The sequence below is a fragment of the Sphingobacterium puteale genome, from assembly GCF_050986225.1.
GTDB classification, from domain to species: Bacteria; Bacteroidota; Bacteroidia; order Sphingobacteriales; family Sphingobacteriaceae; genus Sphingobacterium; species Sphingobacterium puteale.
In genome coordinates this window covers 2,354,049-2,375,967 of record NZ_CP158959.1, presented here as the reverse complement: position 1 = coordinate 2,375,967, position 21,919 = coordinate 2,354,049, and the positions used below count along the sequence as shown (strand labels likewise).

Genomic DNA, 21,919 nt, shown 5'->3' with positions numbered 1-21,919 from the left:
ATGTACTTATAGCATTGCGTTATGGATAATACTCTGACTTCTGGTCCTATTGGAATTTTCGACTCCGGCTATGGCGGCTTGTCGGTATTCAAGGAAATTCAACAGCTTTTGCCCCAATATGACTATATTTATTTAGGCGACAATGCACGTGTCCCCTACGGTACGCGCTCGTTTGAGACCGTATATACCTACACCAAACAATGTGTATTTAAACTATTTGATCTAGGCTGCAATCTCGTTATTTTAGCCTGTAATACTGCTTCGGCGAAGGCGTTACGAACAATCCAGCAAAACGATCTTCCACCGGGGAAAAAAGTTCTTGGCGTCATCAGGCCAACAACAGAAATCATCCATAATTATACGAAGACAAATAAAATCGGTATCCTTGCCACAACAGGAACTGTAAAATCAGAATCCTATAAAATAGAGATCCATAAGTTCAATCCGGAAATTGAAGTATTTCAACACGACTGTCCTTTTTGGGTTCCTTTGGTTGAAAACAACGAAATTAACACGGAAGGAGCACACTATTTTGTTCAAAAGGATATCCATGAGCTATTGCAGCAATGTGATCAAATTGACACCATTGTTTTAGCATGTACACATTATCCACTACTATTGCCTGTCATCGAGAAATATGTCCCAAAAAATGTCAATATTATTTCCCAAGGGCCGATTGTTGCCAACAGCCTACAGGATTATCTGCACCGACATGTCGAAATAGAGGCGTGCTGTTCCAAAAACAGTCAATTGGCCTTCTACACTACGGATGACCCCAGGGATTTTGAAACCAAAGCAAAAATATTTTTTGGGAAAGAGGTGGATGCAAGCCATATCAGCGTTTAAAAATAAAAAGCGATGAATTTTTAAAACTATTGCCGTTTACTTTTCGTTATTCCTGATAAAGTAGCGTACAATGAAAAAGAATTTTATAACCATCGCATATAATCAGGAAACACAACATTGTGAATCCAAAGAGTTTTCAACTTTCCAGGAAAGCGCGGACTATTTTAAAACTTTTGAGACTTCTGCTCAGCCAAACTATGTTCCTGTATGCATCTACAATTTAAGCACCAGTGCAACATTAGAAGTGAGCGATTATTTTGTCAACAAAGAAAATGAGCTGCAAAAGATATTGACACACTGTTTGAATATGCCTTAGGCTAGACACCGACACAGTTAACGGAACGGGCGAAGTTTTTATCTTTCTCATTTTTAATGATATTGTGATAAATGTCGATAAATTTATTACATGATATCAGAAAGCATTTCATTAATTTTTAATATCTTCAACTGAACAATAAGACAAAAAAATAAGTCATCAACAATGAAAACCAAACTGACAATAAGCCTTTTAACGATATCACTAGGCCTGACTGCCTGTAATTCCAATCATGCAAATTCAAATTCCGGTTCAGATAGCACATCAAATCCGGGTACGGATACAACAAGCTATCCTCCAGTAGAAACGCAAAAAGCAAATACGGATTACAAACCTGCTTTTGCCGGGCAAACCAGAATCGCAGGAGCTAAAACAACCTCCGCCTTTGAAGGCAAAGTTATTGCCGAAGGATTAAAGTCCCCCTGGGGCATTGCAGCGCTACCGGATGGTAGATTATTGATCACAGAAAAAGAAGGTGATATGCGTATCGCAGCCGCCGACGGGAAATTAAGCGAGCCAATTAAAGGTCTTCCTGCGGTGAATAGCAGCGGCCAGGGCGGATTGCTCGGATTGGGACTCGATCCGGATTTTACGACAAACCGAATGGTATATTGGGTATTTTCGGACAATACGCCTGCAGGAACATTAACGGCTGTTGCCAAAGGTAAGCTTTCTGCTGACGAGAAATCATTCGAGGACGCGAAGGTTATCTATCAGGCAACTCCAGCACATAAAGGCAACCTGCACTATGGTGGACGGATCGTATTTGATAAAGAAGGAAACATTATTTTTAGTACGGGCGAACGTTCTGATCTGGTCACCAGACCACTTGCTCAGGATTTGAATACGGCTTTGGGTAAGATTTTACGCATTACAAAAGATGGACAACCCGCACCTGGCAATCCATTTATAGGAAAAGCAAATGCACGGCCAGAGATATACAGCTATGGACACCGTAATCCGCAGGGACTTGCGTTTCATCCTGAAACCGGCGATTTATGGGAAACTGAATTTGGCCCTCGCGGCGGAGATGAACTCAATAAGATACAAGCTGGTAAAAATTATGGTTGGCCTACCATTACCTATGGAATAGAATATAAGGGCGATAAAGTTGGCGCAGGTATACAGCAAAAAAATGGGCTTGAGCAACCTGTTTATTATTGGGACCCTGTCCTCTCCCCAAGCGGAATTACATTTTATACCGGACAGAACATCCCCGAATGGAAGAATAATCTTTTTATTTGCGGTCTGAGCAGTACCCATATCGCCCGGATTATCTTAAAAGACAATAAAGTGGTTGGCGAAGAGCGCTTGCTCGGCAGTGAAGGGCAACGATTCAGAGATATTACGCAAGGAAAGGATGGTGCATTATATGCCATTACTGATCTCGGCAGATTATATAAAATAGACAAAAAGTAAATTTAATAAAGATAAGTAGTCCCAATGTGGGGCTACTTATTAAGCTTTTGCGCCCTCTCCTCTCCTATTCTTCCAATTTTATTTTATCAGATATCGATATCAGCTGATCAGATCACGAAAGGCAATTTGGCATAAAGCTAAAGTTTGGCGTGATTATTGACAATATTTAGTCGAAACAATAAAATATTATATGGTAAAAAAAGAAAAAATGAAAAAATTATTAGAAATTAACCCCTTATCGTTCTATGTGACCAACTGGGGTTTTGTAAACAACACCGAACCAAAAAGAACGCGCAAAACTGGCCAACCTTCTCCAAAAAATTAGGCGTTCTTCTCTAAACATTTCAATCAAATTTATTAAAATCATCTGCTGATATCCTCCATACGGATATTAAGTAAGAGATTTATTCTTTTACTCCTACCGTAATTAGAGGATATCAAATTATGCAAAGTAAATTGCCAATAAAATAACAATAACGATACATGCTATCATAATGTATTTATTCAATTGGCTATTTTTCTCTCCTTCATCACTTTTATAGTGATAATCACGTTTGTTCGGCAAATTCATAAGTCTGTTTTTATTAATGATGAAGTTACGGACTTTTTTCCATATTATTCATGATGATAAGGTTCGCCTTTCATAATAGAAAAAGCCCGATAAAGCTGTTCCGTAAAGAACAAACGGATCATTTGATGCGAAAAAGTCATCTTTGACAAAGACATTTTGGAATTTGCACGATCATAGATTTTTTGATCAAAACCATAAGGACCACCGATAATAAACACCATATGCTGTACACTATTGACCATCATTTTCTCCAAATATGCGGAAAAATCCAAGGAACGGAACTCCTTGCCAAATTCATCCAGTAAAATGACCATATCCTGCGGCTGCAATTGTTTTAAAATCAATCCAGCTTCCTTGTCCTTTTGCTGCTCCTCAGAGAGACTTTTGCTATTTTTAATATCCGGTATTACCGTGATAGTAAAGTTTACATAGAACTTTAGTCTTTTGATGTATTTGTCGATTCCTTCGATCAAGTATTTATCATCCGTTTTTCCAATACAAAGCAAGGTTATTTTCATAGTATCTAATAAGTTCCAAAGTTCCAATTTTATTTAAAATATTCGTAAACAAAAAGCTATAAAACAATAAACAATATTATTCGTTTAGTTATAGAACAATTATTTTCGCAATAATGCACAAAACCCAACTTTTTAGTATGAAAAAAATTAAATCGATCTTTCTTATTGCAGTATGTTTATTTGGCTTTCGAAGTTATAGTCAGCAAGCTCTTCCAGACACCAGTAAAATATGGACGATCAAAGGTGAAAATACCTTTTTGATTAACCAGAGTTCATTCTCCAATTGGGCTGCAGGTGGTGTCAATTCATTTTCCGGAAATCTCACCCTAAATTATGATTTCAATTATAAAAAAGATAAATGGTCTTGGGATAATAAAGTTTTAGCGGCCTACGGACTAACTTTTCAAAAAGAATCGGATTGGCGTAAAAATGATGATAGATTGGTATTGAACAGCTTACTGGGCCATCAAGCCTCGCAACATTGGTTATATACTTTTTTCTTGAATTTTAATACGCAGTTTGCCGATGGATTTGATTATACAAAAACTCCGAAAGAACGTATATCAAGATTTCTGGCACCGGCATATTTAAGCTTTGGACCCGGTTTTGCCTACAAAAAATCCGATAACCTGAGGTTCAATCTGTCCCCAGCAGCAGTAAGATTCGTGTTCGTCAGCGACACGCTTCTTTCGACACGATATGGTCTGGATCCGGGTAAAAAAGTGAGAACCGAGTTCGGTGCCTCTTTTGACGCATACTACAAAGTAAACCTGATGGAGAATGTTTCCTTTGAAAATATTTTAAAACTCTATTCAAATTACCTGGACAAGCCGCAGAATGTTGACATAGACTACACCGCAAATCTATTCATGAAGGTCAATAAGTTTATTACCGTAAACGCCGGCGTACAAATGATCTATGACGACAACACCGCCATTCCGATTATTGAAGAAGGAAAAGAAGTCGGAAAAAGAAACTCGGCATTGCAGATCAGACAAATTGTTGGAGCTGGAGTAACCTATAAATTTTAGTTGCAATAATCAATTCCACATCGAAAAAAGAACAAAAATGCATTGAATAGAACTAAAAAAAGCCGAAATGTACTATTTCGGCTTTCTCATTTATGGATACTCGTGTAAAATTACCTATTAAAATGGTGCATCGTCAGGCATATCGTTCATCCGTGAAGGCATGGTAATGCCACCACTAAAGCCCGCTCCACCAAAGTCATCACCAAAATTTGGAGAAGGATTCAATGCAGATACAGAGAATGTGTCTGGCGCATCACCAAAACCATCTCCCCCACCCATTCCGGAAAACTCATCTTCAAGATCGACAAATTTAACAAATTTACCAACGAAACGAAGCGGCACGATCCCTGTTTCACCATTACGGTGCTTGGCAATAATAACTTCACCCACACCTGCCGTCGGACGTCCTTCCTCATCTTCTGTCAAACCATAATATTCTGGCCTGTATAAGAAAAGTACCATATCGGCATCCTGCTCAATAGACCCCGACTCACGCAAATCGGATAACATTGGCCGTTTACTATTTCCAGGTCTGGATTCCACTGCACGACTCAATTGCGACAAGGCCAAAACTGGAATATTCAACTCTTTTGCGACAGATTTCAGCGCACGGGAAATACTACCGATTTCTTGTTCCCGGTTTCCTCCGCCTTTGCCTTCTGCTTTACCGTGCATCAATTGCAAATAATCGACAATTACCATTTGAATATCATATTGTGCTTTTAGACGACGGCATTTTGCCCTAAATTCAAATACGTTCAGCGCAGGCGTATCATCAATGATAATCGGAGCGTCTGTCAGTCGCCCGATACGAGAGTGCAATTGCTGCCATTCGTGATCTGCCAGGTTACCTTTTTTTAGTTTTTCCTGTTCAATTTCAGTTTCCCCAGCGATCAGACGATTAACCAACTGAACCGATGACATCTCCAGCGAAAATACCGCAACAGCTTTACCGTGTTCTACCGCCGCATTTCGTGCGACAGACAATACAAATGCCGTTTTACCCATCGCTGGACGTGCAGCAATAATCACCAGATCCGAAGGCTGCCAGCCAGAAGTCATACGATCAAGCGCGGTTAGACCTGACGGCACACCGGTCAGACCGTCCGTGCGATCACGTAACATCTCAAGATTCGAAATGGCTTCACGCATAATATCGTCCATCTTGCGGGAATCTCTTCTCAAGTTATTTTGTGCAATATCAAACAAGCTCTTTTCGGCATGGTCCAGGAGATCGAAAATATCGGAGGTCTCGTCGTAAGAGCTATTGATAATTTCAGTCGAAACTTTGATCAGTTCCCTTTGAATATATTTTTGAGAAATAATCCGTGCATGGTATTCAATATTAGCTGCTGAAACTACCCTGTCGGTCAGTTGCGTAATATAATAAGCTCCGCCAACCATTTCCAGCGCGCCCATTCTCCGTAACTCGGATGTAACCGTCAAAATATCAATCGGCGAGGTCTTTTGGAACAAACCAAATATCGCTTCAAAAATCTTCTGATGCGATTCCTTATAGAAAGACTCAGGTTTTAAAATATCAATAATCTCGCTCAGTGCATTTTTCTCAAGCATCAATGCGCCCAAAACAGCTTCTTCAAGATCTACTGCCTGTGGCGGTAGCTTCCCTAAGCCGCTTACCATGTTGTTTAATTTGGTACGGCGCTCACCATAATTACCTCTTTTGTTATTATCCGTATTATTCGCCTCAAAATTGCTCTCGTTCATCATGATATTATATCCGAAATATAGCTTCCCAGCTCTTAAATTTAAGATGGGATAACAAATGTATAAAAAATAAAATTCACCACGATGATGAATTACAAACAGCAGATTTAGTTGTTCAGCCATCAACTGTCAAAACGCTTTGAAGGACACAGTTTTACCACTCCACTTATTAACACAACCTGTGGAAAACATGTTGAAAATAAAAAACACACCTTCAAAATCAATACATTAAAAAATGTTGATAACTTAAACCATCGTGAATAACCAAAATTCCCTAAATTCAAGATGATAGCATTTATTTCCCGTTAAAGACTGTCATAACATCTCCTTGACCAGACAGGAAAAATCTCCGCTTTAAATCGAAAAACAAATCCCATTTTAAGCATTAAAAATATACTTATATTGTATATTTGTAAAATGACGCACGACTCTTCAACATTAAAGCCCTATAAAGACGCCAACGATGGCAAGAAAAAACAGGTCGCGGATATGTTCAACAATATTTCCCATTCCTACGATTTCTTAAACCACTTCATGTCTCTGGGGATTGATATCATATGGCGCAAGAAAGCCATCAATGCCCTAAAATCCATCAAACCTCAACTGATGCTGGATGTTGCAACCGGAACAGGGGATTTTGCATTGGAGTCCATTAAAATATTGAATCCAAAAAAAATCATTGGGGTTGATATCTCGCAGGGTATGCTTGATGTCGCTAAAAAGAAAATCGCAAACAAAGGGTTGGAAAATCAATTTGAAGTACAATTAGGTGATTCGGAGAGGCTTAAATTTGATGACAATACTTTTGACGCCGTAACCGTTGCATTTGGTGTCCGTAATTTTGAGAACTTAGAAAAAGGACTGTCTGATATCTACCGAGTATTGAAACCGGGCGGTAAAGCCGTTATTTTGGAGTTTTCAAATCCAAAAAAATTCCCAATAAAACAACTCTATAATTTTTACTTCAAATATGTAACACCGACTATTGGAAAATTCTTTTCAAAAGATGCCAGTGCTTACGAATATTTACCGGAATCTGTTGCTCAGTTTCCCGATGGACAGAAATTTGTTGCTATAAATAAAAAGGCTGGCTTTGACCAAACGATTGTAAAACCCCAGACGTTCGGTATCTGTACAATTTATATCGCTACAAAATAAGTCAGTAACGATTCCTCGGCTACAATTTAGCATTAAAAGACGGTTAATATCGAGTTTTAATATTTCAACCAGTAACATATATGAGAAAGACAGTTTTCATCACAGGAGCAAGTTCAGGTATTGGCCAGGCCTGTGCTGAAGTATTGGCGAAGGAAGGCTACAATCTTTTACTTTGTGCCCGCAGACTAAATCGTTTGGATGAATTGAAGGAAAAACTGAGCTCAACCTATCCCGATATCAAAATTCATACCTTTGAATTAGACGTCAGAGATTCAGAACAGGTCCAGAATCAAATAGATGGTTTGCCCTATGAATGGAAAAAAATCCATGTGTTGATTAATAATGCCGGACTTAGTCAAGGACTGGATCCTATTCAGGACGGCGATATCGGTGACTGGGACAGAATGATCGATACCAACGTCAAGGGCTTGCTTTATGTGAGCAAAGCAGCTATCCCACTAATGGATACTGAAAATGGGGCACATATTGTCAATTTAGGATCTATAGCCGGAAAAGAGGTTTATCCGAATGGGAATGTATACTGCGCGACAAAACATGCCGTCGACGCATTAACAAAAGCAATGCGTATCGACCTGCTTTCCAAGGGCATAAAAGTGAGTTCCATTGATCCCGGTATGGTCGAGACAGAGTTCTCCGAAGTGCGTTTTCATGGCGACAAGGAACGGGCAAAAAATGTCTATGCAGGCGTGCAGCCCCTGACCGGAACCGACATCGCTGAAACAATACTTTTTGTCATCACCAGACCAGCGCATGTGAATATCAACGATCTATTAATAATGCCCACGGCTCAGGCTACGGGCACGATTGTCAATCGAAAATAATTAAAACATCATGTCATTAGAAACACAAATAAATCAAGACATTAAAGCGGCAATGATCGCAAAAGACACAGCAACATTGCGTGGATTACGTGCCATTAAAGCGGCTATTCTTCTTGCTAAAACTGAAAAAGGCCATACTGAAGAGCTAAATCAGGAAGCTGAAATCAAAGTTTTACAAAAACTGGTAAAACAACGCCGTGAATCAGCTGAAATCTATAAGAATCAAAACCGTGAAGATCTTTATCAAATTGAGGTGGAAGAAGAAAAAGTGATCGAAGCTTACCTTCCTAAACAAATGAGCAAAGAGGAAGTAGAATCTGTTATCAAAGCAATCATCGCAGAGACCGGCGCGTCATCCATTAAGGAAATGGGAAAAGTAATGGGTGCTGCCAATCAAAAATTAGCCGGGCAAGCCGACGGGAAGACAATCTCTGAGGTCGTAAAAAGCCTATTGGCATAATCACCCCATTAAGATAACATCAATCGGGTTACCGACCCCACCAGTCGCTGCTATTGATAGGGTCGGTAACTTGACTTGCCCCTCTTCATTAACCATCATGGATTATAATTGGAAACTTAAGAATTTTGACGAACTGACGAACCGGGAATTGTACCGCCTTTTGAAAATGCGTACGGAGGTTTTTGTACTGGAACAAGCGTGTTTATATCCCGAACTGGATGATAAAGATTATGTCTGCCTACATCTTTGGGCGGAAAAGGATGGGGAAATTGTCGCATATACCCGTTTGGTTCCGCCTGGAATTTCATACCCACAAGCTTCCATAGGGCGTGTAATTGTTGTGAAAGAGGCGCGAGGAACAGGCTTAAGCCAACTGCTGATGCGTAAATCCATCGAGGCTACTCTAGAAGCGTTCGGACCGCAGGATATTCAAATCGGTGCCCAATTTCACTTAAAGTCATTCTATGAGAAATTAGGGTTTGAACAAAATTCCGAACCTTATCCTGACTACGGGATTCTCCACATAGACATGACTAAATCAGTTCTTAAATAAATTATATTTATGAATCACATTGTAATCATTACCGCTGCATTATTGGGCACTTTGGCCATTATATTAGGTGCATTTGGCGCACATGCATTCAAAAAAATTCTATCGGCTGAAAAGCTGGATTCGTTCGAGGTAGGTGTTAGATATCAAATGTATGCAGCCATCACCCTATTGGTTCTCGGACTAAACCTATCCTTTGACTATCAGTCCGAACGGGTAGCCTATTACCTTATTACCTCGGGTACATTATTGTTTTCAGGAAGTATTTATTTTCTTTCCTTTGCAGAGTATTGGAAAAAAAATCTGAAGTTTCTTGGTCCTATCACTCCTTTAGGAGGATTACTCATGATAATGGGCTGGATTGCAATTATCATTCGTTTTGTATAACTTTGCAACACATAGTGGCAATGATGTCTGCCTTGAACCGCCTTAATAAGCTGATGACGTCTACTTTTAGTATAAAAACAACAAATTTTATATAAGTAGGCTTATGGCTATAAAAATTTCAAATCAAACACCGCGTAACAAGTTTCATTTTATTTCCAAATGGCTGATTACCTGCTGTATGGTAGGCTTTTGCGTTGGTTCAATCTGCGCATTCTTTCTTTTTTCGCTGAATTGGGTTACCGCATATAGAGAAAACAATTCCTGGATCATCTACGGATTACCTCTTGCGGGGCTGATCATTGCCTTATCCTATCAGCGCTGGGGTAATCCCTCTGGTAAAGGGAACAACCTGCTGATTGAAGAATACCTTTATCCGCAGCGCCGGATACCGCTCGTTATGGCACCTCTTGTGCTATTCGGAACTTTGCTCACCCATCTGTTTGGGGGATCAGCCGGACGTGAGGGAACGGCGGTCCAGATTGGCGGAGCAATAGCCGACCAACTCAACCGTTGGTTTAATTTCGACAAAACCGAACGTCGTATCCTGATATCTCTCGGTATTACAGCAGGTTTTGCGGCCGTCTTTGGCACCCCGCTTGCCGGAGCCGTATTTGGCCTTGAAGTCCTGCTTATTGGCAAAAAAAGATATTTTGGGTTGCTCCCCTGCTTTCTCACAGCCTATATCGCAAATTTTAGCTGTCAATTATGGCATGTACCGCACACACATTACCCAATACATGAAATGATCCCTGCGCTTTCTTTAAGCAATATTGGGTTTAGTTTGATTGCTGGAATTTTATTTGGCTTGGCAGCCTGGTTGTTCACCCTTACCGGAGACTTCTTCAGTGCTCAATTTAAAAAGATCAAATCTCCTCTACTCAGACCTATTATCGGCGGTATCATCATCGTGATTACGGTGGTATTGCTAAAAAGCACAAAATATATCGGCTTGGGTATTCCAATGATTCAGGAGGCTTTCAATAATCCCTCGGATTATTATGATTTCTTAATCAAATTGGTCTTAACCACTTTTACCCTTTCTGCCGGTTTTAAAGGCGGGGAAGTGACCCCATTATTTTTTATTGGGGCTACTCTTGGCAGTGCACTCAGCGGCTTTATCCCACTCCCGCTTGGATTATTGGCTGCGATGGGCTTTGTTGCCGTATTCTCTGGCGCTACAAATACACCCTTAGCTTGCATTATTATGGGCTATGAACTTTTCGGCTTCCAGCCTGTTGTTTTTATAGCAATTGCTTGTATAGCCGCATTTATATTCTCCGGAAAAAAAGGAATTTATGTTGCCCAGAAAGGTGGAATTAAAGAAAAATTGTATCGAAAATTGAATTTGTAATTCAGTCCATAAAAAAAGCATAAAACCAAGCTGTGGCTTTATGCTTTTTTCTATATTTTTTTGAAAGGCTTACAACAATTTACCTTGCAAGAAGAATGCTGCAACGGTAAAATAAATAATCAATCCCGAAACGTCCACTAACGTTGCTACGAAGGGCGCTGATGCCGTGGCTGGATCCAATCCAAATCGACGCAAGATAAATGGAATAAATGAACCAGACAGCGTTCCCCACAACACGATAAACACCAAAGACACTGCTACTGTAAGACCTATGGCAATCCAATAAGGACCATAGTCATATAAACCAAGAAAATGCCAGGCCAATATCCTAAGAAAACCAATGGCACCTAATATACTGCCCAAAATCAATCCCGAAGAAACTTCTCTTTTCATGACATACCACCAATCCTTGAGTTTCAATTCACCCAAGGCCATGGCACGAATAATAAGTGACGCAGCCTGCGAGCCCGAATTTCCACCACTGGAAATAATCAAGGGAACAAACAGCGCCAATACAACCGCCTTCTCCAACTCCCCTTCAAAGAAACCCATGGCAGAAGCGGTAAGCATCTCACTGAAAAATAATATAATAAGCCATCCGGCCCGTTTTTGTACTAACTGAAGTAATGGCGTCTTTGTATAAGCCAGATCCAGCTCTTCCATCCCTCCAAATCGTTGGATATCTTCTGTATCACGGTCTTCGATCCGGTCCAGCACATCATCAAATGTCACAATCCCAACCAATACCCCGGCTTCAGTAACAATAGGTAAGGCACTTCGGTCGTATTTCTGGAAGATTTCGAAGGCCTCCTCCATGGGAGTTGAGGCTTTAATTGCTGCAAAATTATAGTCAATGAGATCCGAAATCTTTGTGGAACCATCAGACAGTAGTAATTGGCCAATCTTCAAATCATCAATTAAGACATTTTTTTCGTCAACAACATAGATGAAATTCAGCGTCTCGGCTTTTCTTCCAAAAACTTTAATATGCCGAAAAACATCATCCACCGTATAATAAGGGCGTACCTGCACGTACATTGGTGTCATTAATCGGGCGATACTATCCTCTTTATATCCGATCAGCTCCAGTGCCATCTGCTTTTCACGTTCGTTTAAGAGATTGATTAAATATTTGATCAGATCATCAGGTAGCTCAGAAAGCAACTCGTTTCGTGTATCCGGCTTCAGGTTATTCAACAATTCGGACAATTCCTGCTCGGTCATTGATTTAATCAATGTGTATTGGACATCTACTTCCAAAAATGAAAAGATTTCCAATCTATCCTCTAAAGGATAGTCCATAAAATGTTGGTGTTGCTCACCTTTAATTAGACGCGATATTTCTTCCGCAATATCGGCTGGGTGCAATGCTGAATTTTGTTCCATTGGAAGAATATTTTAATGGATTTAGCGCAAAAGTAGCTTATTTTGTATGATATCCAATCATCTACAAAAGTATTTTTTAAGACGGAAAGGTACCATTCTATCTAAAATAGGCTGCTGACCGCTTTGGATTTAATGTTAGGCTACGAAAACCGTGCAGATTTTACAAAATCTTAAAAATTTATTAATCCGGGAGCAAGTTCCACAGCTTCCCTTTCCGGTCTGAATAATCGGGCTGTCAACGACCCTTCCAATTTTATTTCTCCTTGATTTACTTTTAACCAACTACCTTCCCGAAGTCCGATTACGGGTTGTGAATTAAATTGATGAAATTCCTGGATACGGGTTTCCCGTGTTTCTCCTTTATGGGTCGAATTCATGTCCGGATCCAGAAAATGTGGATTAATATTAAAAGGTAGAAATCCCAACGCGTCAAAACTCGGCGGATAAACAATAGGCATATCGTTTGTTGTACCAATGGTCAATCCGGTCAAATTAGATCCGGCGGAAGTACCTACATAAGGAGTTCCTTTGCTTACCTGTACGCGCAATTGATGTACAAGATCCAAATCATACAATGTCTTCAATAACAAGAATGTATTACCGCCACCGACAAAGATTGCTTTTGCTTCCTGAATGGCCTTTTTCTTGTTCTGAAACTCATGCAATCCGGTAACTTTTATATTTTGATCATCCAAAGCATCCTGAACTTTGGCCGTATACGCATCAAAAGATATTCCGGATGGTCTGGCAAAGGGAATAAACAGCAACTCATCGGAAGCGATAAATTTCACAAAATCTTCTTTAATGTAATCGAGAAATCCGCTGCCATGGACAGTACTTGTGCTTACGACCAATAATTTATAGATTGGATTGATCACCATATGTTACTTCTTAAAATTATATAAAAAAATGTACCTTTTACTTCGTTTGAAGCGAAGCCAAAGGTACATTTTTACTTTCTGATTCTTTATTTTTTATCAGCAGACTTTTTCTCCGAACTCAATCTTCTATTTTCTTGCAGCGCTTTATGTAAAAGATATTCGATCTGCCCGTTAACACTCCTAAACTCATCTGCAGCCCATTTTTCCAATGCTTTATACATTTGATCATCAAGCCGCAACATAAAGTTCTTTTTATCTGCCATTTCATTCAGTTTATTGGTACAAAGTACCGGTATTTACAATTGGTGTCGCGGCTTTTTCTCCACAAAGTACCACCATTAGATTGCTCACCATAGCCGCTTTTTTCTCGTTGTCCAGTTCAACAATATCTTTTTCGGACAGTTTCTTTAGTGCCATTTCAACCATACCTACAGCACCATCCACGATCTTTGAACGCGCAGCAACAATGGCAGCAGCTTGTTGTCGTTGTAGCATCGCACCGGCAATTTCGGATGCATAAGCCAGATGGCTGATTCTCGCCTCTTTAATAATCACCCCTGCAGGTGCAAGACGATCGGCGAGTTCCTGCTCAAGGATATGATTCACCGTATCCCCGCCTTCACGCAAAGTGATCTCCGCTCCCTCATCCTCCAGGTTATCATAAGGAAAACTTCCCGCCAGATGCCGTACCGCTGCTTCACTCTGCGTACGCACATAGGACATATAATTACTGACATCATAAGCAGCTTTATAGGTATCCCCTACCTGCCATACGATAACAGCTCCGATCTCAATCGGATTTCCCATCTTATCGTTTACCTTTAATGTCTGCCCCTGGAGATTATCCGAACGTAAACTGATCTTGATTGTAGAATACAGCGGATTGACAAAAAACAACCCGTTCTCTTTTACAGTACCCACATATCGACCAAAGAAATTTAAAACACGTGAATGATTTGGATTAATAATCATTAATCCCTTTAGGATAAAAAATGTTCCGATCATCAGGATGACGCCAAGTACAACATAAAGCGAACTTTCATCAACGTTGGCAAATGAAAATATAGCAGCTATAAAAGAAGCTACCGCAATTAATAAGGCTAAATAGCCCGACATAGGTTTAATCAATTTCTCCATAATTTGTTAATATATATTTGATATCATTTTAATATCATAAATATAGCAAAAAATAATTCTTATTCCAAAGCCAAAATTTTTATTACTATTTTTGATTATGCTCAAAAGGTCCTTTTTACCACTTGTGAATGCCAATACCAAAACGCTTATCCTCGGATCTTTACCGGGTGACAGATCATTGGAGCAAAATGAATATTATGCACATCCACAAAATCGTTTCTGGAAAGTGATTAGACATTTATATAACAATCCCGATACGACGAGTTATGTTGACAGAGTGAACCTACTACTTGACAATGGTATTGGTTTATGGGATGTATGTGCGGAAGCATCCCGTCCGGGCAGTATGGATTTAGCCATCAAAGATGAAAGCCCCAATCCAATTATCGCACTCCTGGAGGCAAATCCGGGGATCAAACTCGTAGTCTTTAATGGGCAAAAAGCGTATAAATTATATACGAAGTATTTTGACGAAAAAGAGAACATCCGCTACCTATGCCTCCCCAGTACCAGTCCCGCAAATGCAAAAACAAACTTCGAACAACTCGTCACGCATTGGCGTACGATCATAAGTGATTAAATTACATAAATAAGGTTCGTTAATTCAGCGCTATTGCTTATTTTTGCGCTAAGATGTCAGATTTAAAATACAATCAACGAGGTGTATCCGCTGGAAAAGAGGATGTGCACAATGCGATAAAAAATATCGACAAGGGTCTGTTTCCCAAAGCATTCTGTAAAATCATTCCCGATATTTTGGGTGGAGATCAGGACTGGTGCAATATCATGCATGCTGATGGTGCCGGTACCAAGTCTTCTCTAGCCTATGTCTATTGGAAAGAAACTGGAGATATTTCGGTTTGGAAAGGTATTGCACAAGACGCTATCATTATGAATATAGACGATTTACTCTGTGTTGGAGCGATCGATAATATTCTACTTTCTTCGACAATCGGAAGAAACAAAAATCTTATTCCCGGAGAAGTTATTGCAGAAATCATCAATGGTACAGAAGAAATATTGGCTGAACTTCGTGATTTGGGTATCGGTATTTATTCTACCGGGGGCGAAACTGCTGACGTTGGTGATCTGGTACGCACAATTATAGTCGATAGTACAGTTACATGCCGGATGAAACGGGAGGATGTGATTTCAAATCACCGGATTAAAGGGGGTAACGTAATCGTAGGCTTGGCGTCCAATGGAAAAGCAAGTTATGAAAAAGCCTATAATGGCGGTATGGGCTCCAATGGCTTAACCTCAGCACGTCATGACGTCTTTAACAAAAAAGTAGCGGAAAAATATCCGGAGGCTTACGATCCGGCTGTCCCTTACGACCTTGTTTTTGCGGGGAGTCAGGATTTAACCAATGGCATCACAGTGGAAACAGGCGAAACAGTTACCGCGGGGAAACTCGTCCTTTCACCCACACGTACCTACGCTCCTGTCATCAAAAATATTTTAGATAAGTACCGTTCTCAGATTGACGGAATGGTGCATTGTTCAGGTGGAGCGCAGACTAAAGTGTTGCACTTTGTGGACAATGTACACGTCATTAAAGACAATCTTTTCCCAATTCCACCGCTCTTTGAATTGATACAGAAAGAATCCAATACTGACTGGAAGGAAATGTACAAAGTATTCAATATGGGGCACCGGATGGAATTGTATGTACCTGAAGCTATTGCCGCGGATATCATTGCCATTTCGGAATCATTCGGAATTCCGGCACAAATTATCGGCCGTGTAGAAGATGCCGCTTCTAAAAAAGTAACGATTACATCTCCTTTTGGAGAATTTATTTACGAATAAAACAAGTATGCACCAGTCTATTTGATAAAGATTGGTGCATTATTCCTTTTGGTATCAATGAAAGAAAAACTTCTCGTGGGCTGGAAAGAGACCCTGGATTTACCTGAATTAGGAATATTTGGCATAGAAGCAAAAGTCGATACCGGCGCAGCTTCCTCCGTTTTGCACTGTAACTCCTATAAAATCGTCAATGAAGATGGTCAGGACTGGATCCATTGCGAACTCATTACCAATTTCGAAACAGAAGAAACCAACGTTTTAAAATTAAAGCTTTACAAATCAAAACTGGTCAAGAGTTCATTTGGTCAGGAGGAAAAGCGTTATTATATCCGAACTACAGCAAAACTTTACGACCAGGTTTTCAGTATCAAGATTTCATTTCGAAATCGCTCCAAAATGACTTACCCAATGCTTTTAGGAAAGAATTTTCTCTACCGAAGATTTTTGGTTGATGTTTCCAAAGAAAACCTCTCCTTGAAGTCCCCGTCAAAATAAAAACAAATAGCAAAGCTATTTTGTTATCTTAGCACAAAAATATATTCAATATACAAACCGTGAAAATTGCCGTATTATCGACAGTAAAGAGTTTATACTCAACTCGTCGTCTCGTAGAAGCTGCACAACAAAGGGGGCACGAATGTGTTGTCATAGACCATAGTAAGTGTTACGTTGGCATTCAACAAGATAAACCCAGTATTCATTACAAAGGACAGGATCTCAGTGGTATTGACGCGATTATTCCCCGAATAGGCGCTTCCGTCACCTTTTATGGTTCGGCTATTGTCAGACAATTTGAGGTGATGGATGTAATTTCTGCAAATCCAAGTCAAGCCATTACCAGGTCCAGAGATAAATTGAGATGTCTGCAGATCTTGTCAGGTGCTGGTATCGGCCTTCCGATTACGGGCTTTGCACGTACGGCGTCCGATGTTGACGATCTGATCAGTATGGTAGGTGGAGCCCCTTTGGTGATTAAACTATTGGAAGGTACACAAGGGATTGGTGTTGTTTTGGCAGAAACTAAGAAAGCGGCATCATCTGTTATAGAGGCTTTCTACGGCCTCGGAAACAATATTTTGATCCAAGAGTTTATCAAAGAGTCGAAAGGTTCCGACATCAGAGCTTTTGTAGTCGACGGCAAAGTTGTCGGGGCGATGAAACGTACGGCTAAAGAAGGTGAATTTCGGTCAAACATACACCGGGGTGGAACAGCGCAGGTAATACGCCTAAGCAAGGCAGAAAGAGAAACCGCTATTGCTGCCGCCGCACAATTGGGACTTACTGTATGTGGCGTGGATATGATTCCCTCGGACCGGGGCCCGTTAGTTCTCGAAGTAAATTCTTCCCCCGGATTGGAAGGCATAGAAAAGGCCACAAAAAAGGATATTGCTTCTGAAATCATCCAATACATCGAAAGACAATATGAATTGAAACAAGCACAAATGCCGAAAGTGGTAAAGAAGAAGAAAAAGAGAGAGAGCAAATTATAAAATTACCGAACAAAAAATTAAAAGGGTTGTCAATGGCTATTGACAACCCTTTTAATTTTTAAAGACGCTAGATTCAATGAAATAAATATTTCCCAATACTTCCTAAATTCAGCTACCGTTGAGTCCAAATTTTACTTATCTTAGGCTAAATTATGAATTAATGAAAAGATTTAGCCATCTTCTATTAGCTTTCGTACTCGTACTGGCTGCATTTTCCTGGTCTTTTAGTCAAACGCCCATTCAAAAAACAGCGTCGCCAACTTGGCTCCGACCCATTACAAAAAAAGCCATAAAGCCAAATCTGGATGATATTAGCGATGGATATTACTATGAGTTAATCGAAAATCAAATAAACTTAGCTGCACAAACAAAATATTATAGGGACATAAAAGTATTGTTTGATCAAAGTGGGATCGAAAACCTGGGACAGGTTCAGGTAACCTTTGATCCGCATTTCCAAAAACTTCAATTACATGAATTGAAGATCATTCGTAACGGGAAAAATATTGACTTGCTGCCACAGGCAAAATTCAATCTCCTTGCATCCGAAACAGAGCTTTCGAGGTCTATCTACAATGGAAGCCAGATGGCCCATTATGTCCTGGAAGATTTGCGTAAAGACGATAAGATCGTATTTGCCTATTCAATTATAGGTACAAATCCCGTATTTGAACATAAATTTTTCGACACCTATTACTTACAGGGATATGAACCTACTGGTTTGGTCCATCTCAATTACATTGTACCAAACGGTCGCAAACTTCAATTCAAAAGTTTTAACGGTGCACCTGAAGTACAGCAACAATCCCTGGGAAATGCAACAAATTTCTTTTGGGAGCTCACTGAGAACAAAACAGTTCAATTCGAAAACTATAGTCCGGCCTGGTACAGCCCCTTAAAATATATCCAATGTTCAGAATTCAATACCTGGCAGGACGTTGACCAATGGAACCGGAGGATTAATCCCATACCACAGATAGTCCCTTCAAGTACACTTCAAACTTTCGTCAATCAACTATGGAAAGAGTCAAATGGGCAGCCCTATAACTACCTAAAAAAGGCCTGTGACTTTGTACAAAACGAAATACGTTATATGGGTATTGAGATGGGAGAATATTCACACCGGGCGAATGTTCCGGAAAAAGTATTTTCGCAGCGCTATGGCGATTGTAAGGATAAATCCATGCTGCTGGCAACAATACTCAAAAATAAGAACATCGACGCAGGACTGGTATTAGCCAATACTTATAAAGACCGAGGACTGCAGGAAGAGCTCCCCTCGCCTTATGCTTTCAACCACATGGTTGTTGAAGTTAATATCGGAGGACGTTACCAATATATTGATCCGACCATAACCAATCAGGGCGGAGATATCAAAAACAGATATTTCCCCGCTTATGGAAAAGTGCTCTCGACCCTGGGAAACGGAAAGCTTGCCGATGTACCGCAGCATATTGTGGGAAATATTAAAGTCAAGGAAACGTTGACGCTGGAAGGCAAATTCGAAGCTACCCTTGATGTTAAAACAGTCTATTTCGGAAATGAGGCGGACAATATGCGTACTTATTTTCAAGGTAGTGCCAAAAACGATATACAGAAGCAATACTTGGAGTATTATGCGAAAACCTATCCCAAAATCAATAAAATTGGCCATATACAATTCAAAGATGATATTGAGAACAATCGCGTGGAGATCACCGAAAAATACAAAATTAAAAACATCGGAAAAGCAGAAAACGGATCTTCCAAAAAGTATATTTCCTTGCTGGGCACGAATATAAACGACAAGCTACCCGAAATTATGGAGGATCGTATTGCCCCACTAGGCCTTCCGTTCCCTATGGATATCGAATATGAGATCGGTGTCGTTAACAAAGGAAAGAATACATTTGGCAGTCATAAAGACAATAGCTATTTTGACCGTAACGCCTATGTATTCGGAAAGACATTGGAAATAAAGCCAGATAGTATCAAGATTGCTTATACCTTAGGTTTTCACGAACCTTATGTTGAACAAAAAGACCTGCAACAGTATTATACAGATTTTGCCGATCGTGAGAATATCTTTTTCAATGGTTTTTATCTGGACGCGGACGGATATGTAACAGATGGGATAACTAACCTGGGTACACCGACATCAGCAAAGGAGATAAATTGGTTCACCCTGATCCTATTCATTGTCCTGGTGCCAGTCATCATCTGGTATATTGTTAAAAAGTACAATAAGAGCAAACCTTTTTTCATCAAACCCTATGATGAAATTTATCACGATCAAATCGGTGGGTGGATGATCGTACTGCTTATCGTACTATTTATAAATATATTGACCCTATCAGGCATATTTTTCTTTCAACAGTCCTTTTTTAATTTAAATACTTGGCAAGCGGCAGATCAGTTAGAAGGTGTTTCGCCCATTTTATACAAAATTCTGTTGCTATCGGAAATAATCGGTAATGTATTGATACTGGCTGGTTTGATTTATAGCTGTATCTTACTGATCAAGAAAAGGGACATTTTCGCACAGACTTTCTTTATGGTTGCACTATTTATGGCCATATTCTGTACTATTGATGGAATTGCATCCTATTTTATGTTTAAAAGTTATTTAGATAAAACAGATGGTCCCCTCGTACACTACAAAGATACTATAAAAGCGATTTTCTTTTTTTGCATTTGGGGAAGCTATGTGTATAACTCTGATCGCATCAAAGGTACCTGTCTTCGGACATATCAGAATGATGACAGTATTCAAAGGGCTGCGACAACACATCCCTTTGATCAAGATTTTCTAAAGCCGTATCCTATATCGAAACAAAATTCGGACGATACAGCAGCGGAATTTAATTCTCCGGATAACAAAATAGATCCTGCACATCCCGAAGACCATTAAGACAACACATAGCTATACTATTTTTCCACCTTCATAACCATATTGTCAGCACCTTCAGTAGAGACTTTTGCTTTTCCGGATTTGTTCTTAGTTGACTTGTAGTGAACGTGATTTTTGATACCTTCAATTTGAACGGTTTCGAGAGAGCCAATATTAACCATATTGTCCGCACCCTCTATTGTCACCGTTGATACATCATGACCTGTCACAGTATTCCCTTTGCCTTCAATAATTAATTTGCCGACATTCCCATGTATCACTACCTTGTTATCAGCACCTTCAATTTGAATTGTCTCACCACCTTTAGCCTCGATGGTACGGGTATTCCCTACCCCCTCAATTGAAATAACTTTTCCTTGTTGATCGAAAACAGTGTTTAACGAAGTGCGAGATCCAGGCCCTTTAGCCATTACCATCCCGCCCAATAAAAGGAGTGAAAATCCAAATGCGATCGTTCTTATTTTCATAATTGTATGTTTATAAATCACTGTGCAAAAATCAAACCTAATCAAACAAAAAAAGCCAATTAGGAGCTAACGTTTAATCATTTCAGCTGACAACGAGATAGACGATGTCTTTCAAGCATAGAATCCGGGCAATTGCTTTATATAGACTGGCGGATATCGTCCCAAAAAACAGACAGCGTCCAAACGGCTGACAACAAAAAAAGGAGCCTTTTGGGCTCCTTTAATATCTCTAACAAATTGACAGCGGATTAAAAACTCTATTTTACTGCGTCTACAACTGCTTTGAAAGCTTCTGGGTTATTTAAAGCTAAATCAGCTAAAACCTTACGGTTCAAACCAATGTTTTTAGCGTTTAATTTACCGATCAATTGGGAATAAGAAATTCCGTGTTGACGAGCTCCAGCGTTGATACGTTGAATCCATAAAGCTCTAAACTCGCGTTTTTTGGTTTTACGATCGCGGTAAGCGTATTGTAAACCTTTTTCTACTGTATTTTTAGCAATAGTATAAACTTTGCTACGTGATCCAAAGTAACCTTTTGCAAGGCCTAGGATTTTTTTGCGTCTTCTTCTTGAAGCTACTGCGTTAACCGAACGTGGCATATTTTTAAAATTAGTTTGGTAAAAGGTGCCATGTATTTCAATGAACTTACGACCCTGTACCCGGTTAAAAAATTATT

General features: G+C 39.8%; 24 protein-coding genes and 1 riboswitch. Of the genes, 15 read left to right on the top strand and 9 right to left on the bottom strand.

All coding sequences use genetic code 11. The annotated features are described in order from the left end of the window. Positions 1-21: 21 nt before the first annotated feature. From murI to ABTV71_RS09880, 3 genes are all read left to right on the top strand, one after another. A complete protein-coding gene (gene murI / locus ABTV71_RS09890; protein WP_433903062.1) occupies positions 22-846 on the top strand; it encodes a glutamate racemase in 825 nt (274 codons plus the stop codon). A 70-nt stretch (positions 847-916) separates the two neighbouring features. Beyond that, on the top strand, positions 917-1,162 hold the full coding sequence (locus ABTV71_RS09885; protein WP_121121526.1) for a hypothetical protein: 246 nt from the start codon (positions 917-919) through the stop codon (positions 1,160-1,162). 165 nt (positions 1,163-1,327) lie between these two features. Further along, positions 1,328-2,581: a PQQ-dependent sugar dehydrogenase gene (locus ABTV71_RS09880; RefSeq protein WP_433903061.1), complete on the top strand. Its 1,254-nt coding sequence runs from the start codon at positions 1,328-1,330 to the stop codon at positions 2,579-2,581. Positions 2,582-3,023: 442 nt separating this feature from the next. On the opposite strand, the gene ABTV71_RS09875 is transcribed toward ABTV71_RS09880, so the two are convergent. Together ABTV71_RS09875 and rlmH are read right to left on the bottom strand one after the other, a co-directional pair. Beyond that, the gene (locus ABTV71_RS09875) at positions 3,024-3,152 is read right to left on the bottom strand and encodes a hypothetical protein (RefSeq protein ID WP_262507815.1); all 129 of its coding nucleotides are present in this window, start codon (positions 3,150-3,152) and stop codon (positions 3,024-3,026) included. A 44-nt stretch (positions 3,153-3,196) separates the two neighbouring features. Beyond that, positions 3,197-3,670, bottom strand: coding sequence for a 23S rRNA (pseudouridine(1915)-N(3))-methyltransferase RlmH (gene rlmH, locus ABTV71_RS09870; protein WP_121121523.1), 474 nt, complete (start codon positions 3,668-3,670; stop codon positions 3,197-3,199). A gap of 137 nt (positions 3,671-3,807) precedes the next feature. Between rlmH and ABTV71_RS09865 the strand changes: the two genes are divergently transcribed. Next, positions 3,808-4,701 (top strand): DUF3078 domain-containing protein, encoded by an 894-nt coding sequence (locus ABTV71_RS09865; protein WP_121121521.1) that lies wholly within the window; start codon positions 3,808-3,810, stop codon positions 4,699-4,701. A 117-nt stretch (positions 4,702-4,818) separates the two neighbouring features. Here ABTV71_RS09865 and dnaB read toward each other — a convergent pair whose 3' ends face one another. Further along, positions 4,819-6,432 carry a replicative DNA helicase gene (dnaB, locus tag ABTV71_RS09860; RefSeq protein ID WP_121121563.1) on the bottom strand — a complete coding sequence of 538 codons (1,614 nt, stop codon included), beginning with the start codon at positions 6,430-6,432 and terminating at the stop codon, positions 4,819-4,821. Positions 6,433-6,846: 414 nt separating this feature from the next. Here dnaB and ubiE point away from each other — a divergent pair, with 414 nt between their 5' ends. From ubiE to ABTV71_RS09830, 6 genes are all read left to right on the top strand, one after another. After that, positions 6,847-7,587, top strand: coding sequence for a bifunctional demethylmenaquinone methyltransferase/2-methoxy-6-polyprenyl-1,4-benzoquinol methylase UbiE (ubiE, locus tag ABTV71_RS09855; protein WP_121121519.1), 741 nt, complete (start codon positions 6,847-6,849; stop codon positions 7,585-7,587). Between the two features lie 80 nt (positions 7,588-7,667). Continuing rightward, positions 7,668-8,429, top strand: a complete 762-nt coding sequence (locus ABTV71_RS09850) for an SDR family oxidoreductase (protein WP_121121517.1) — start codon at positions 7,668-7,670, stop codon at positions 8,427-8,429. A 10-nt stretch (positions 8,430-8,439) separates the two neighbouring features. Then, on the top strand, positions 8,440-8,889 hold the full coding sequence (locus tag ABTV71_RS09845) for a GatB/YqeY domain-containing protein (RefSeq protein ID WP_121121515.1): 450 nt from the start codon (positions 8,440-8,442) through the stop codon (positions 8,887-8,889). A gap of 97 nt (positions 8,890-8,986) precedes the next feature. Next, positions 8,987-9,442 (top strand): GNAT family N-acetyltransferase, encoded by a 456-nt coding sequence (locus tag ABTV71_RS09840; protein WP_433903060.1) that lies wholly within the window; start codon positions 8,987-8,989, stop codon positions 9,440-9,442. Between the two features lie 9 nt (positions 9,443-9,451). Then, entirely contained in the window at positions 9,452-9,826 is a 375-nt protein-coding gene (locus ABTV71_RS09835; RefSeq protein WP_433903059.1) for a DUF423 domain-containing protein, read from the top strand. 7 nt (positions 9,827-9,833) lie between these two features. Next, a riboswitch (Fluoride riboswitch) is annotated at positions 9,834-9,896 on the top strand. Between the two features lie 33 nt (positions 9,897-9,929). Continuing rightward, complete coding sequence (locus ABTV71_RS09830; RefSeq protein WP_433903058.1) at positions 9,930-11,177, top strand: chloride channel protein; 1,248 nt, start codon at positions 9,930-9,932, stop codon at positions 11,175-11,177. A 69-nt stretch (positions 11,178-11,246) separates the two neighbouring features. Here ABTV71_RS09830 and mgtE read toward each other — a convergent pair whose 3' ends face one another. The 4 genes from mgtE to ABTV71_RS09810 form a co-directional block, all read right to left on the bottom strand. Continuing rightward, positions 11,247-12,563, bottom strand: coding sequence for a magnesium transporter (mgtE, locus tag ABTV71_RS09825; RefSeq protein ID WP_121121507.1), 1,317 nt, complete (start codon positions 12,561-12,563; stop codon positions 11,247-11,249). 170 nt (positions 12,564-12,733) lie between these two features. After that, complete coding sequence (gene pepE, locus ABTV71_RS09820) at positions 12,734-13,444, bottom strand: dipeptidase PepE (RefSeq protein WP_121121505.1); 711 nt, start codon at positions 13,442-13,444, stop codon at positions 12,734-12,736. 86 nt (positions 13,445-13,530) lie between these two features. Further along, a complete protein-coding gene (locus tag ABTV71_RS09815) occupies positions 13,531-13,707 on the bottom strand; it encodes a ribbon-helix-helix domain-containing protein (RefSeq protein ID WP_121121503.1) in 177 nt (58 codons plus the stop codon). A 10-nt stretch (positions 13,708-13,717) separates the two neighbouring features. Then, complete coding sequence (locus ABTV71_RS09810; protein WP_433903057.1) at positions 13,718-14,581, bottom strand: SPFH domain-containing protein; 864 nt, start codon at positions 14,579-14,581, stop codon at positions 13,718-13,720. Between the two features lie 97 nt (positions 14,582-14,678). Between ABTV71_RS09810 and ABTV71_RS09805 the strand changes: the two genes are divergently transcribed. From ABTV71_RS09805 to ABTV71_RS09785, 5 genes are all read left to right on the top strand, one after another. Beyond that, positions 14,679-15,161, top strand: coding sequence for a DNA-deoxyinosine glycosylase (locus tag ABTV71_RS09805; protein ID WP_121121501.1), 483 nt, complete (start codon positions 14,679-14,681; stop codon positions 15,159-15,161). Positions 15,162-15,214: 53 nt separating this feature from the next. Continuing rightward, positions 15,215-16,393 (top strand): AIR synthase related protein, encoded by a 1,179-nt coding sequence (locus tag ABTV71_RS09800; protein WP_433903056.1) that lies wholly within the window; start codon positions 15,215-15,217, stop codon positions 16,391-16,393. A gap of 57 nt (positions 16,394-16,450) precedes the next feature. Then, complete coding sequence (locus ABTV71_RS09795; protein ID WP_121121497.1) at positions 16,451-16,888, top strand: ATP-dependent zinc protease family protein; 438 nt, start codon at positions 16,451-16,453, stop codon at positions 16,886-16,888. A 59-nt stretch (positions 16,889-16,947) separates the two neighbouring features. Continuing rightward, the gene (gene rimK / locus ABTV71_RS09790; RefSeq protein WP_108632262.1) at positions 16,948-17,883 is read left to right on the top strand and encodes a 30S ribosomal protein S6--L-glutamate ligase; all 936 of its coding nucleotides are present in this window, start codon (positions 16,948-16,950) and stop codon (positions 17,881-17,883) included. Between the two features lie 160 nt (positions 17,884-18,043). Beyond that, positions 18,044-20,773: a DUF3857 domain-containing protein gene (locus ABTV71_RS09785; protein WP_433903055.1), complete on the top strand. Its 2,730-nt coding sequence runs from the start codon at positions 18,044-18,046 to the stop codon at positions 20,771-20,773. Between the two features lie 17 nt (positions 20,774-20,790). On the opposite strand, the gene ABTV71_RS09780 is transcribed toward ABTV71_RS09785, so the two are convergent. Both ABTV71_RS09780 and rplT read right to left on the bottom strand, forming a co-directional pair. Further along, positions 20,791-21,240 carry a DUF3060 domain-containing protein gene (locus ABTV71_RS09780; protein WP_121121492.1) on the bottom strand — a complete coding sequence of 150 codons (450 nt, stop codon included), beginning with the start codon at positions 21,238-21,240 and terminating at the stop codon, positions 20,791-20,793. Positions 21,241-21,497: 257 nt separating this feature from the next. Continuing rightward, positions 21,498-21,842 carry a 50S ribosomal protein L20 gene (gene rplT / locus ABTV71_RS09775; RefSeq protein WP_046674462.1) on the bottom strand — a complete coding sequence of 115 codons (345 nt, stop codon included), beginning with the start codon at positions 21,840-21,842 and terminating at the stop codon, positions 21,498-21,500. Between the last annotated feature and the right edge of the window lie 77 nt (positions 21,843-21,919).